This is a genomic window from Burkholderia sp. Bp8994, assembly GCF_003853805.1.
In the GTDB taxonomy this organism is placed as follows: domain Bacteria; phylum Pseudomonadota; class Gammaproteobacteria; order Burkholderiales; family Burkholderiaceae; genus Burkholderia.
The window spans coordinates 147496-160144 of record NZ_QTQH01000006.1 but is presented as its reverse complement, the minus strand read 5'-3'; the positions used below and the strand labels follow the sequence as shown (position 1 = coordinate 160144).

The following is a 12649-nucleotide window of genomic DNA, read 5'->3' as shown; positions in this document are numbered from 1 at the left end:
GACGCGGACAGCCCGACGCGCATCGCGCTGCCGCGCCCGTGGGTCGTCGCAGCGCGCGACGGACCCGATGGTAGGATGCGCAGGCATCGACCACCCGACTTCCTCCATGCCGCGCGACAACTTTGCGGACCTGCTCGCCTTCATCGCCGTCGCGCGCGAGCGCAGCTTCACGCGCGCGGCCGCCCGGCTCGGCGTGTCGCAATCCGCACTCAGCCACACGATCCGCTCGCTCGAGACGCGTCTCGGTGTGCGGCTGCTCACGCGCACGACGCGCAGCGTGGCGCCGACCGAAGCCGGCGAGCGCCTGCTGCTCAACCTCGCGCCGCGCTTCGACGAAATCGAGGCCGAACTGTCGGCGCTCGCGGAACTGCGCGACAAACCGGCCGGCACCGTGCGCATCAACGCGACCGACTACGTGATCCGCACGCTGCTGTGGCCAAAGCTGTCGCCGATCCTGCTCGACTACCGCGACCTCAAGGTCGAGTTCGTAACCGACTACGGGCTCTCCGACATCGTCGCGGAACGCTTCGACATCGGCGTGCGGCTGGGAGACCAGGTCGCGAAGGACATGATCGCGGTGCGCATCTCGCCCGACCTGAAAATGGCGATCGTCGGCGCGCCCGCGTATTTCGCGCAACGCGAGCACCCCGCGACGCCGCAGGATCTCGTCGCGCACGACTGCATCAACCTGCGGCTGCCGACTCACGGCGCGCTGTACGCGTGGGAACTCGCGCGCGGCGACGACACGCTGCAGGTGCGCGTCGACGGCCAGGTCACGTTCAACGGCACCTATGAAATGCTCGACGCGGCGCTCGCAGGCTACGGCCTTGCGTACGTGCCGGCCGAACTCGCCGCGCCGCACGTCGGTACCGGCAGGCTCGTCAGCGTGCTCGACGACTGGTGTCCCACCTTTCCCGGCCACCACCTGTACTACGCGAGCCGGCGGCAATCGTCGCGGGCTTTCGCGCTGATCGTCGACGCGCTGCGCCATCCCGGCCATTCATGAACCGGTTCGATAAGTGCATGCGCATTCCTGGGGATTATCGATAGCGCGTCGGTGGCTACCATCGTCGATGTCTTCCACGTCCTCCGGAGCCCTCGATGTCCGAACCGACTTCCGCCGCGCGCCAGGCCTTCGGCGCAATCGCGCCGGCTCTCGCCGACTACACCGACAACGTGCTGTTCGGCGACGTGTGGCAGCGCCCCGGCCTGTCGCCGCGCGATCGCAGCCTGATCACGGTCGCGAGCCTCGTCGCGCTGTATCGCGTGAACGAACTGCCGTTCCATCTGAAGAAGGCGCTCGACAACGGCATCACGCGCGACGAGCTGATCGAGGCGATCACGCATCTCGCGTTCTATTCGGGCTGGCCGACCGCCAGCTCGGCGCTACCGATCGCGAAGCGCGTGTTCGACGAAGCAGGCGTGTGAGCGCCACATCCGGACCGCACGCTCATTCAACCGACTTCAATCGACGCGGGCGCTCGCCCGCATGGAGCTTCACCATGGATTACCGCTATCTCGGGCGCAGCGCGCTGAAAGTGTCGCCGCTGTGTCTCGGCGCGATGATGTTCGGCGGCGAGACCGACGAAGCGACGTCGACGCGCATCATCGACAAGGCGTTCGACCAGGGCATCAACTTCATCGACACGGCCGACGTCTATCACGCCGGACGCTCGGAACAAATCGTCGGCCGTGCGATCGCGCGGCATCGCGACAGGTGGGTCGTCGCGACGAAGTTCGGCTTTCCGGCCGGTCCGGACGCGGGGCCGAACCGTCAAGGCCAGTCGCGCAAATGGATCTGCGAATCGGTCGACGCGAGCCTGAAGCGGCTCGGCACCGATTACATCGACATCCTCTATTTCCACCGCGCGCTGACCGATGCGCCGCTCGAAGAAGGGATGCGCGCGGTGGCAGACCTGATCCGGCAAGGCAAGGTGCGCTACGTCGGGCTGTCGAACTTCAAGGGCTGGCGCATCGCCGAGATCGTGCGCCTCGCCGACCAGCTCGGCATCGATCGCCCAGTGGCGAGCGAACCGTTGTACAACCTCGTCGATCGCACGGCCGAGGTCGAACAGTTGCCGGCGGCCGCGCATTACGGCATCGGCGTCGTGCCGTACAGCCCGCTCGCGCGTGGCGTGCTGACCGGCAAATACACGCCCGGCGCGCAGCCGCCCGCCGATTCGCGCGCGGGCCGTGGCGACCGGCGCATCCAGCAGACGGAATGGCGGCCCGAGTCGCTGCACATCGCGCGGCAGGTGGCCGAGCACGCGGCCGCGCGCGGCACGACGTCGGTCGCGTTCGCGCTCGCCTGGGTGATGAAGAACCGGATCGTCAGCTCGACGATCGCCGGGCCGCGCACCGAAGCGCACTGGGACAGCTACATCGATGCGTTGACGCTCGAACTCGGCCCCGACGACGAACGCTTCGTCGATTCGCTGGTGCCGCCCGGACATGCGTCGACACACGGGTACACGGATCCCGGTTATCCGGTCGAAGGGCGGAAGGTTTGATGTTCGTCTGCTGAAACCGGGTGCGCGCCGCCCGACTGCACGATGCGACGGGTGTAATGGCCGGTTGGCGGAGGATGAGCGACTGACATGCCGGACGTTGTCGTCCGGCATGCTGGTACGTCGGCACGCCAACGAACGTCGCATGACGCGGCGAAACGATCAGAACGAAAAACGGCAGACAACCGCGGCCGAAGCAAAAGCAGAGGCCGCGAATTCAGTTCAGTTGTTCAGTTGCCGCGCGCGGCGTCGGCGCCCACCACGCGATCGAAGAATTCCTGCGCGCGCGCCAGTTCGTCGAGCGCGCGATCGAGGCGCGACATCGCAAGTGCATAGTCGGCCGACGAGATGTCGTCGTCGCTTTCGCCGCGCACGGCGCGAAACGCCTGGTCGACGTTGCGCGTCGCCTCGACGAAGCGTTGCGCGGCCCGGGCTTCCCGCGAACAGGTGTGGGTCGACATCGACACTTCTCCCTCAGGGTTGCTGTGTGAAGCAAGCCGACGCCCAGTGTGCGTGGTGCGCATGTCGGCGGCGTGAACGACGGCAAGCCGCCTGTCGATGCACGGCCACCGCGCGGCACGCTTCGTGGCGATTGTCGCTCCGCACCCGCCGATCCGCTACGGCGAGATTGCAACAAATTCTTGCGCGCGCCGAGATGGCGGCCACACGCATGCGCGTCGTTGCACGCGCATTCATCTGCCCTGCCTCGCGTCACGCGCCGCGCACCGGCGGCGCGAACGTCATGCGCGCCCGATGCGCGGATGCGCGAGACCGCCGAACGCGGCCGCTTCGCCGGGCGACAGATCGAACAGATCGCCGGTGAGCTCGCCCGGATGCTCGGCCGCGGGCCGGCTGCGCAGCCGCGCGACATGCGTGGGCGCGACGTAGGCAGCCGCCGTTTCGATCGGCGGCACGTCGAACAGGTCGCGCGTGACGCCGCGCACGGCATCCGTCGGCGAACGGCCGCGCAAGCGCGCGACCAGTTCGACGAAGCGGTCGAAATCGCCGGCGCGCGTCGCCTTGTTCACTTCGGCGAGATCGCGCGCCTTCAGCACGCACGGCTGTGCGAGCCGCACGAAATACGGTGCCTCGAGTTCGACCGACAGCGCGAGCGGATAGCTCTTGCCGGTTTGTTCCTTCGCGCGCCCGATGCAGTCGACCACGGCCGCGCCCTGCGCGACGCCGAGCGGCTTGCCCGTGCTCACGCTGCGCAGGTGATCGGGGCACACGCGCAGTTGCGTGCCGACCGTCAGCGCGGTGGACGATGCGCAGACGAGCGCGTAGTGCTGTTCGCGACGCCGGCCCGACGGCAGCGTCGCGCGGCTTGCAATGAACGTGTGCGGCGGCAGCGGCCGCACCTGGCCGCTGGCGTCGACCCAGGCATTCCACAGCAGCGCGTCCTCGCGCTTGCGCTCGCCCGGCCGCGTGCGCGACGCAACCGGCGAGAACAGCGCGAGCAGCGAGCCCGTGCGATGCGCGGCGACTTGCGCGCTGCTGCCGAGCGGCTGGTTGATGCCCCACAGAAAACGCCCGCCTCCGAGCCGGCGCTCCCATTCCTTGCGGAGCACGACGGTCGGCAGTTCCTCGCCGGACTCGGTACCGATCTTCGTCCAGCAGAACGTGGGAGGGAGGTGTTTCAGTGTCATCAACTTTCTCGGGATACAGCCTCGCTGGTGACAGCAAGCCCATTCAACAACCGTAACTGTATAGGTATAATGCATCGTATGGAAGCCCCGGATCACGATTTTCCTGTACAAGACCTGTTACGCCGTCTGATGGCGGACACGCGCTCGTCCAGCGAAATTGCGCGACTTTCCGGGGTCAGCCAGCCGACCGTGTCGCGGCTGCGGCTGTCGAACGGGCATCGGCTGCGGCGCAGCGCGCCATTCAACAAGCTATGCAGTTTCTACGGCGTCGATACCGGCCCGGCGCGCCGCCGCTACAACGACCTGCTGCGCGACGCGATCGTCGACGCGTGGGACGGCTCCGACGAGCACGGGCGCGCACTGCTGGTCGTGATTCAAGGGTTGAAGGATCTGCAGGCGAAGGCGGATGACGGGTGACGGCGCGCGCGGGCGTTGATCAATGGAAGGAAGACCGGGAGCATCCGGCGATGCGGGCGGTGGCGAATGCGATTCGTCACCGCCCGTTTTGCTTGGGGCGACAGGACGCGAAGCAACGGCAAGCGCGTCGCCGCACATGCGCGAGGTCATCGCACTATGCGCGCCGCATCGGCATGCGCATCGAAACTTTTTTACCTACAGTTAAAAAAGTTTGACACGCCGTTTTCGCTGAGATAACTTTTGCGCAAGCTTCCGGAAAGCAAACGCGAACCGGCAAGCCATCACGATGCGCGGCGCGGCCGAAACCGCCGATCCGTTTCATTCCGTCGCCGCACGCGCGTCGCGTCGTGTTTTTTCGCAGCGCAGCACCGCAGCTCGCAACATCCCCGTCTCATCGAATGATGTCGTTCCGTTTCATCTGGAAGGACGCGTGGCATGCGCGCATTTGATTCGTAGTCCTGCATGACTGCAATGCACTGCCGCCGCTTTCCGGCCGGGATCGCGCCCGGCGTTGTCCCGATGGTGCAGTTTCCCCTTCGTCGCATGCAGTAATCGGCCCGGCCCGCAGGGGGCGTATCGCGGAACGGTCGTATCCACACAATCAAAAGAACGAGGTCGGCAATGCAATTTCATATCAGAGGATCGCGCAGCGCATGGCTACCCGCGCTCGTTGCGGCCGCGACGCTCGCCGCGTGCGGCGGTGACGACGGCGGCAGCGTGGCAGGCGTCTCCGCGCTCGCGCAAAATCAACAGGACGAGGCCGCTGCATCGGCGGCCGGCGCTCAATCGCTCGCAGCGCGCGTGTCGCCGTCCGGCGTCCCGTACGCGAACCCGGCGAGCGGCGGACGCTACAAACCGGTGATCAGCAACGGCCAGGTACAGCCGTCGCTGTCGGGCGGCACGATCGAGGAAAACGCGTGGATCGACACGCCGGTCGACTCCGACGGCGACGGCACGCGCGACCGCATTCACGTGCGCATCGTGCGTCCGTCCGAAACCGCCAACGGCGCGCGCACGCCGGTCATCGTGCTCGCGAGCCCGTACTACGCGGGGCTTGCCGACAGCCCGAACCACGATGTCGACGTCGAGCTCGACGGCTCGCCGCATCCCGTTGCGACGGCCGCCGCCCCCGGCAGCACGTCCACGCGGATCATGGCCGCCGCGCCGCAAGTGCGGATGCTGCAGCAGCTCGAGGCGGCCGCGGCCGGCCGTTCGTGGATCGAGGGCTACTTCATTCCGCGCGGCTTCACCATCGTCTATGCGGACTCGCTCGGCACCGCCGGCTCCGACGGCTGCCCGACGATCCTCACGCGCGACGAATCCGTCGCGATGGCGTCGGTGATCCGCTGGCTCGGCCGCGATGCGACCGCGAAGGATGCGAGCGGCAAGGCAGTCGTCGCGAGCTGGTCGACGGGCCACGTCGGCATGTACGGCGTGTCGTACGACGGCACGCTGCCGAAGATGGTCGCGAGCCTGCGCACCCGCGGGCTCGATGCGATCGTGCCGATTGCCGGGTTGTCCAACATGTACGGCTACTATCGCTCGGGCGGCCTCGTGCGCGCGCCGCAGGGCTATCAGGGCGAGGACGTCGACGTCTACATCAAGGCGCTGCTGACGAATGCGCATCCGGAGCGCTGCACGCACCTGGTCGACGAAGCGCTGCAGCAGGAAGACCGCAAGACGGGCGACTATTCGCCGTTCTGGGCCGCGCGCGACATCCCGACCGAGCGCGCCGTCGCGCCGGCACTCGTCGCGCAAGGGTTGACCGACGACAACGTGCGCGTCGACCAGTCGACGTCGTGGTATCTCGCGATGCGGCGTCAGGGCGTGCCGACGCAGCTGTGGCTGCATCGCCTGAAGCACACCGACCCGACCCGCGTGCCGGCGATGGCCGATGCGTGGACCGCCGAGGTGAACCGCTGGTTCACGCGCTACCTGATCGGCGTCGACAACGGCGTCGAACGCGATCCGCGCGCGGTGGTCGCGCAGGCCGACGGCACGCTGCTGAAGGAAACCGACTGGGCCGCGCGGCGCGCCACGCCGGTCGCGTATTTCGCGGGCGGCGACGGCACGGGCACCGGCACGCTGTCGCGGCTGCCGAGCGGCGGCCCGCTCGCGCGCTTCACCGACGATGCGTCGATTCCCGCGCTCACGCTGGCGAACGCGCCGACCGGCGAGCATCGCAGCCGCTTCGAGACGACTCCGTTCACGACCGCGACGCGCCTGTCCGGCTCCGCGACCGCCCGCGTGCGGCTGACCTTCACCGGCGTCGCGAACGTGACGGCGCTGCTGGTCGACCGCGCACCGGACGGCACGGCGACGATCGTCTCGCGGGCATGGACCGATCCGCGCAACCGCGTGTCGGACTGGATCTCGGCGCCGGTGCTGCCGGGCATGCCGTATGACCTGAAGCTGACGTTCATGCCGCGCGACTACACGCTCGAAGCGGGTCACAGGCTCGGCCTCGTCGTGCTGTCGAGCGACAACGAGGCGACGCTGCGGCCGGCACCGGGCACGGGGCTCGCGCTCGACCCGGCAGGAACGTCGGTGACGGTGCCGCTGGTGTCGTCCTGACCCGGCGCACGCAAAACGGGCGCGGTGGCCCAAAGGATGCGCGTGCGATCGTGAACGATCGCACGCGCCCGAATCCACACGAAACGCACCCTGGGCGCCACGCGGCGATGCTGCACCGTTGCGTGGCGCCGTTCTTCATCGGCAACGCGGCTCAGCCCGCCGCAAGACGCCTGGGCACGACATCCGGCCACACGTTCGCGCGCTCGACGAGTTGATCGTCGCCGGTATGTTCGCGGGGTTGGCGGCCGACCCCGCCGCGCCTCGGCACGAAGGGTACGGCAGCGATAGTCATCGATCGTCTCCATGAACGGCACACGTCCGGCAGCAGCCGGACGGCATGGAGTGCGATGTCATTGCAGCGGGATCGACGTTCCGGCGCCGAATGGCCGGCCATGATGCGAATTTTTCCGATTTTCGCGTGCGGGTTGCGGATACATGCCCGCGCGCCGCACGGACCACACTCACAGCGGCGTCAGCACCGCCTCCCCGGCGAAATGCCGCGCCGCATTGTCGAGAAACTGCTGGACCGAGCGATCGAGCGCCTCCGGCGACCAGCCGCCCATGTGCGGCGTCAACACGATATTGTCGAGCGCCGTCAGCGCGCGCGGCGGCTCCGGCTCGCCTTCGTACACGTCGAGCCCCGCGCCCGCGATGCGCCGTTCGCTCAGCGCATCCGCCAAAGCGGCGGTATCGACAACGCTGCCGCGCGACACGTTGACGAGAAACCCGCCGGGGCCGAGCGCATCGAGCACCGCGCGGTCGATCAGGTGACGCGTGCCCGCGCCGCCCGGCGTCGCGACGATCAGGAAATCGGCCCATTGCGCGAGCGCCTCGACGCGCTCGAAATAGCGATACGGAACATCTTTCCCGGAACGGTTGTGATAACCGATCTCGATGTCGAAGCCGGCCGCGCGCCGCGCGCATTTCTCGCCGATCTTGCCGAGCCCGACGATACCGAGCTTCTTGCCCGACACGTTCGGCGGCATCGGCAGCGCGTCGCGCCATACGCCCGCGCGGGTCTTCGCATCGAGTTGCACGACGTTGCGCACCGCCGCCAGCAGCAGCGCGAACGCATGATCGGCAACGCAATCGTCGTTGGTGCCCGCGCCCGTCACCACGGTGATGCCGCGCGCCTTCGCATGCGCGACGTCGATGTGCTCGTAGCCGGCGCCGAGCGCGCTGACGAACGTGAGCTGCGGCAGACGATCGATTTCGGCGGCTGTCAGGCCCGTGCTGCCGTTGGTCAACACCGCGCGAATCGTGCGGCCGTGTTCGGCGATCGCGCGCTCGCGTTCCTCGGCGGTCGGTGCATGGTGGACGTCGTACGACGCGGCGATCTGGCGGTGCGCGTCGTCGCGCAGCGCGATAAGGACCAGTAGCTCGGGTTTCATGTCAGCAAGTGTCCGCAGGCGGGAATGCGCTCCAGTGTAACAACGGCGTGCGACGCATGCGGGTTACCCCCACGCGTGCTGTGGACGTGCCGCCGCACGCGGTTTGCCAAAGCCGACTCAGTCAAGTAACTTTCGGCGTACGTCCCCGTTCTGGAGAAAGGCCCCGATGAAGCTCGCCCTGCCCGCCCGCATCCTGGGCCTCGCGTTCGCCGCCGCAGTCGTCGCACCCGGCGCGCACGCCGACACGCCCGTCGTGGTGTCATCGAAAATCGACACCGAAGGCAACCTGCTCGGCAACGTCATCGCACAGGTGCTGAAGGCCCACGGCATCCCCGTCACCGAAAAGATCGCGCTCGGCACGACCCCGATCGTGCGCAAGGCGCTCACGAGCGGCGAGATCGACATCTACCCCGAATACACGGGCAACGCGGCGTTCTTCTTCAACAAGGCCGACGATCCCCTGTGGAAGAACGCGAGCCAGGGCTACGACACCGCGAAGAAGCTCGACTACGCGGCGAACCATCTCGTCTGGCTGACGCCGGCGCCCGCGAACAACACGTGGGGCGTCGCCGTGCTCGCGCCGGTCGCGCAAGCGCAGCACCTGAAGACCTTCTCCGACTTCGGCAAGTGGATCGCGGGCGGCGGCAAGCTGAAGCTCGCGGCATCGGCCGAGTTCGTGAACAGCGCGTCCGCGCTGCCGTCGTTCGAAAAGGCATACGGCTTCAAGCTGAAACCCGATCAGCTCGTCGTGCTGTCGGGCGGCGACACGGTCGCGACGATCAAGGCCGCCGCGAACCAGACCGACGGCGTAAACGCGGCGATGGTGTACGGCACCGATGGCGGCATCTCGTCGAGCGGCCTCGTCGTGCTCGACGACGACAAGCACGTGCAGCCCGTCTATGCGCCGACGCCAGTGATTCGCGAAGCCGTGCTGAACGCGCATCCGCAAATCGCCGACTTCCTGAAACCCGTGTTCGCGAGCCTCGACCTGAAGACGCTGCAGACGCTGAACGCGCGCATCCAGATCAACGGCGAACCGGCGGCCGGCGTGGCCAAAAGTTACCTGAAGTCGAAAGGCTTCGTTAAGTGACGGGTCGCGCGGTGGCGTCCGCGCGACGCATCACGCTCGACAAGGTCGGTATCCTGATCGGTGTCCTGACGATCGTGGCGGTGTTCGGCATGCCGTTCATGGTGCTGCGGCCGAACCGCATCGCGGCCGGCACGGGGCTGTCGGTATTCGCCGCGCTGCCCGCCGTGCAGGGTGCCGCGCTCGCCGCGCTGTGGCTCGTCGGCGCGTTGTGGGCGATGACGGCGAGCCGTCCCGCCTGGCGGCTCGCGGCCGGCTGCACGTGGCTCGCGACGCTGGCCTACGCGGTCGGTGCGGCCGCGACGCACGCCGTCGCCGCCGACGACGCGCTCGCACGCGTGTCGCCCGCGGCGGGCGTGTGGCTGCTGCTGTTCGCGTGGGCCGTGCTCGTCGCCGACGCGCTCGCGCGGCTCGCCTTCGGCCCGTGGCGACGCCTCGTCGCGCTCGCCGTCGCCATGGCAGCGATATCGCTGCCGCTCGCGAGCGGCTGGTGGGACGGCCTGTCCGTGATGCGCGAATACGCGGTGCGCAGCGACGACTTCTGGCGCGAGGCGATCCGGCACGTCGCGCTCGCGGGCGGCTCGGTCGCGGCCGCGCTCGTCGCGGGCCTGCCGCTCGGCATCGCGTGCGCGCGGGTCGCGCCGGTGCGCACCGTCGTGATGCCGGTGCTCAATATCGTGCAGACGATCCCGAGCATCGCGATGTACGGGCTGATGATGGCGCCGCTCGGCCTGCTCGCCGCGCACGTGCCGCTCGCGGCCGCGCTCGGCATCCGCGGGATCGGCGTCGCGCCGGCCGTGCTCGCGCTGTTTCTCTACTCGCTGCTGCCGATCGCGTCGAGCGTCGTGGTCGGGCTCGAGCAGGTGCCGCCGCACGTGACCGAAGCAGCACGCGCGATGGGCATGACGCGCGCGCAGCGGCTGCTGCGCGTCGATCTCGTGCTCGCGTTGCCGGTGATCCTGAGCGGCGTGCGCATCGTGCTGGTGCAGAACATCGGCCTGACCGCGGTCGCCGCGCTGATCGGCGGCGGCGGGTTCGGCATCTTCATCTTCCAGGGAATCGGGCAATCGGCCGCCGATCTCGTGCTGCTCGGCGCGATCCCGACGATCGCGCTCGCGCTGGCGGCCGCCGTCGTGTTCGAAGCCGCGACCACGCTCGCGAAGGGACGTACCGCATGATCGAGATCGAACGCATCGGCAAACGCTTCGGCGACGTCGTCGCCGTCGACGACGTATCGATGACGATGAAGCAAGGCACGATCACCGCGCTCGTCGGCGCATCGGGCAGCGGCAAGTCGACGCTGCTGCGGATGATCAACCGGCTGATCGCGCCGACCGGCGGCACGATCCGCATCGACGGCGTCGACACCGCGAGCGTGCCGCCCGAGCAGCTGCGGCGTCGCATCGGCTACGTGATCCAGGGGCACGGCCTGTTCCCGCACTGGAGCGTCGCGCGCAATATCGCGACCGTGCCGCGCCTGCTCGGCTGGCCGGCCGAGCGCATCGACGCACGCGTGCGCGAACTGCTCGACCTGTTTCATCTCGCGCCGTCCGAATTCGCGGACAAGCTGCCGCACGAACTGTCGGGCGGCCAGCAGCAGCGCGTCGGCGTCGCGCGCGCGCTCGCGGCCGAGCCCGCGATGCTGCTGATGGACGAGCCGTTCGGCGCCCTCGATCCGATCATCCGCAACAAGGCTCAAGACGATCTGTACGCACTGCAGCGCCGCCTCGGCATCACGGTCGTGATCGTCACGCACGATATCGAGGAAGCGCTGAAGCTCGGCGACACGATCGCGGTGATGGACGGCGGCCGGCTGCTGCAGGTCGCGTCGCCGGCCGAGATTCTCGGCAAGCCGGCGGCGGGTGTCGTCGAACAGCTCGTCGCCGGCGTCGACCGGCCGCTGCGCCTGCTCGCGCTGACGCCGATCGACGCGGTGGCCGAGCCCGGTCACGCCGACGGCGAACCGATCGCCGCGACACGCACGCTGCGCGACGCGGTGTCCGAACTGCTGTGGCGCGGAGCGGACGCATTGCCGGTCGAAGGCGGCAACGGGCACGCCGTGCGCCGCATCACGCTCGACGCGATCCGCGCGCACGCGAGGAAGCCCGCATGACGACGCGGCCCGCGCGTTCGCACTCGTCCCGGCCGCGGCGGCTGCCCGCGCATGTCGCGCGCGCGGTCGCGCTCGCGCTGCTGCTCGTGCTGCTGTTGCGCCCCGCGTGGCTGCAGGGCGTGTTCGCGCCGTTCGCGGACAACGGCGCGCCGGTCATCTACGATCGCGCGAGCCTGCTCGATCTCACGCTCGCGCATCTCGGCACCGTCGCGCTGTCGAGCCTGCTCGGCACGCTGATCGCGGTCGCGGCCGGGATCGCGGTCACGCGGCCGTCCGGCGCGGATTTCCTGCCGGTCGCGCGCAGCGTCGTCGACATCGGCCAGACCTTTCCGCCCGTCGCGGTGCTCGCGCTCGCGGTACCGGCCGTCGGCTTCGGGTTGAAACCCGTGCTGATCGCGCTCGTGCTGTACGGGCTCCTGCCGGTTTTCGAGAGCACGATCGCGGGGCTCGAGGACGTGCCGCGCGACGTCGTCGACGCCGCGCGCGGGATGGGGATGAGCGGCTGGCAGCAGCTGGTGTCGGTCGAGCTGCCGCTCGCGTTTCCGGTGATCGTGAACGGCATCCGGCTCGCGGTCGTGATCAATCTCGGCACCGCGACGATCGGCTCGACGGTTGCCGCGCGCGGGCTCGGCGACGTGATCATCGCGGGCCTGCAGACGTCGAACACCGCGTTCGTGCTGCAGGGCGGCGTGATCGTCGGGCTGCTCGCGGTGCTGGTCAGCGATGCGATCGGGGCGATCGCGCGGGTGGCGGGCGCGCGGCGGGCGTAGCACGCGGCAGGCGGCAGGCGGATTACGCACCCGCAGTCGCTGCGTCGCGGGAGAAAAAGGGGGCGCGAAAAATGCCGGACGGGCTTCCTCCGGACTCCGATGCGTGTTCGTGCAACGATCCCGTCTGCGCGCCGCGCGCATCGA

The 12649-nt window shown here is 68.8% G+C and carries 12 protein-coding genes and 1 pseudogene; 9 read left to right on the top strand and 4 right to left on the bottom strand.

Annotation, left to right across the window (positions count from 1 at the left end):
• Window positions 1–106: 106 nt before the first annotated feature.
• From DIE04_RS08195 to DIE04_RS08185, 3 genes are all read left to right on the top strand, one after another.
• A complete protein-coding gene (locus DIE04_RS08195; RefSeq protein WP_124521445.1) occupies window positions 107–1006 on the top strand; it encodes a LysR family transcriptional regulator in 900 nt (299 codons plus the stop codon).
• Window positions 1007–1101: 95 nt separating this feature from the next.
• Window positions 1102–1428, top strand: coding sequence for a carboxymuconolactone decarboxylase family protein (locus DIE04_RS08190; protein WP_059466882.1), 327 nt, complete (start codon window positions 1102–1104; stop codon window positions 1426–1428).
• A 74-nt stretch (window positions 1429–1502) separates the two neighbouring features.
• Window positions 1503–2510 (top strand): aldo/keto reductase, encoded by a 1008-nt coding sequence (locus tag DIE04_RS08185; protein WP_124521443.1) that lies wholly within the window; start codon window positions 1503–1505, stop codon window positions 2508–2510.
• A 227-nt stretch (window positions 2511–2737) separates the two neighbouring features.
• On the opposite strand, the gene DIE04_RS08180 is transcribed toward DIE04_RS08185, so the two are convergent.
• Together DIE04_RS08180 and DIE04_RS08170 are read right to left on the bottom strand one after the other, a co-directional pair.
• The gene (locus tag DIE04_RS08180; RefSeq protein WP_124485119.1) at window positions 2738–2968 is read right to left on the bottom strand and encodes a hypothetical protein; all 231 of its coding nucleotides are present in this window, start codon (window positions 2966–2968) and stop codon (window positions 2738–2740) included.
• A gap of 279 nt (window positions 2969–3247) precedes the next feature.
• Complete coding sequence (locus DIE04_RS08170; protein ID WP_124521439.1) at window positions 3248–4153, bottom strand: hypothetical protein; 906 nt, start codon at window positions 4151–4153, stop codon at window positions 3248–3250.
• Window positions 4154–4231: 78 nt separating this feature from the next.
• Between DIE04_RS08170 and DIE04_RS08165 the strand changes: the two genes are divergently transcribed.
• A complete protein-coding gene (locus DIE04_RS08165; protein ID WP_044844401.1) occupies window positions 4232–4570 on the top strand; it encodes a helix-turn-helix transcriptional regulator in 339 nt (112 codons plus the stop codon).
• A gap of 621 nt (window positions 4571–5191) precedes the next feature.
• Window positions 5192–7144, top strand: a complete 1953-nt coding sequence (locus tag DIE04_RS08160; RefSeq protein WP_124521437.1) for a Xaa-Pro dipeptidyl-peptidase — start codon at window positions 5192–5194, stop codon at window positions 7142–7144.
• 151 nt (window positions 7145–7295) lie between these two features.
• On the opposite strand, the pseudogene DIE04_RS29700 reads toward DIE04_RS08160, so the two are convergent.
• Both DIE04_RS29700 and DIE04_RS08155 read right to left on the bottom strand, forming a co-directional pair.
• Window positions 7296–7427: pseudogene (locus DIE04_RS29700) on the bottom strand (Zn-dependent hydrolase); the annotation flags it as partial.
• Between the two features lie 178 nt (window positions 7428–7605).
• Window positions 7606–8535, bottom strand: coding sequence for a 2-hydroxyacid dehydrogenase (locus tag DIE04_RS08155; RefSeq protein WP_124521435.1), 930 nt, complete (start codon window positions 8533–8535; stop codon window positions 7606–7608).
• A 166-nt stretch (window positions 8536–8701) separates the two neighbouring features.
• Here DIE04_RS08155 and DIE04_RS08150 point away from each other — a divergent pair, with 166 nt between their 5' ends.
• Genes DIE04_RS08150 through DIE04_RS08135 form a run of 4 tightly spaced genes read left to right on the top strand, consistent with a single transcriptional unit; the run spans window position 8702 to window position 12505 of the window.
• Window positions 8702–9625: an ABC transporter substrate-binding protein gene (locus DIE04_RS08150; protein WP_124521793.1), complete on the top strand. Its 924-nt coding sequence runs from the start codon at window positions 8702–8704 to the stop codon at window positions 9623–9625.
• Window positions 9622–10800: an ABC transporter permease gene (locus tag DIE04_RS08145; protein ID WP_124521433.1), complete on the top strand. Its 1179-nt coding sequence runs from the start codon at window positions 9622–9624 to the stop codon at window positions 10798–10800. The genes DIE04_RS08150 and DIE04_RS08145 overlap by 4 nt, the downstream gene beginning before the upstream one ends.
• Entirely contained in the window at window positions 10797–11735 is a 939-nt protein-coding gene (locus DIE04_RS08140; protein WP_124521431.1) for an ABC transporter ATP-binding protein, read from the top strand. The genes DIE04_RS08145 and DIE04_RS08140 overlap by 4 nt, the downstream gene beginning before the upstream one ends.
• Window positions 11732–12505, top strand: a complete 774-nt coding sequence (locus DIE04_RS08135; protein WP_124521429.1) for an ABC transporter permease — start codon at window positions 11732–11734, stop codon at window positions 12503–12505. The genes DIE04_RS08140 and DIE04_RS08135 overlap by 4 nt, the downstream gene beginning before the upstream one ends.
• Window positions 12506–12649: the final 144 nt, after the last annotated feature.

Bases quoted from the DNA above. Each gene is read 5' to 3' on its own strand.
- DIE04_RS08150 (WP_124521793.1), top strand. From the start codon at position 8,702: ATGAAGCTCGCCCTGCCCGCCCGCATCCTGGGCCTCGCGTTCGCCGCC.
- DIE04_RS08140 (WP_124521431.1), top strand. From the start codon at position 10,797: ATGATCGAGATCGAACGCATCGGCAAACGCTTCGGCGACGTCGTCGCC.
- DIE04_RS08170 (WP_124521439.1), bottom strand. From the start codon at position 4,153: ATGACACTGAAACACCTCCCTCCCACGTTCTGCTGGACGAAGATCGGT.
- DIE04_RS08185 (WP_124521443.1), top strand. From the start codon at position 1,503: ATGGATTACCGCTATCTCGGGCGCAGCGCGCTGAAAGTGTCGCCGCTG.
- DIE04_RS08180 (WP_124485119.1), bottom strand. From the start codon at position 2,968: ATGTCGACCCACACCTGTTCGCGGGAAGCCCGGGCCGCGCAACGCTTC.
- DIE04_RS08195 (WP_124521445.1), top strand. From the start codon at position 107: ATGCCGCGCGACAACTTTGCGGACCTGCTCGCCTTCATCGCCGTCGCG.
- DIE04_RS08190 (WP_059466882.1), top strand. From the start codon at position 1,102: ATGTCCGAACCGACTTCCGCCGCGCGCCAGGCCTTCGGCGCAATCGCG.
- DIE04_RS08160 (WP_124521437.1), top strand. From the start codon at position 5,192: ATGCAATTTCATATCAGAGGATCGCGCAGCGCATGGCTACCCGCGCTC.
- DIE04_RS08155 (WP_124521435.1), bottom strand. From the start codon at position 8,535: ATGAAACCCGAGCTACTGGTCCTTATCGCGCTGCGCGACGACGCGCAC.
- DIE04_RS08165 (WP_044844401.1), top strand. From the start codon at position 4,232: ATGGAAGCCCCGGATCACGATTTTCCTGTACAAGACCTGTTACGCCGT.
- DIE04_RS08135 (WP_124521429.1), top strand. From the start codon at position 11,732: ATGACGACGCGGCCCGCGCGTTCGCACTCGTCCCGGCCGCGGCGGCTG.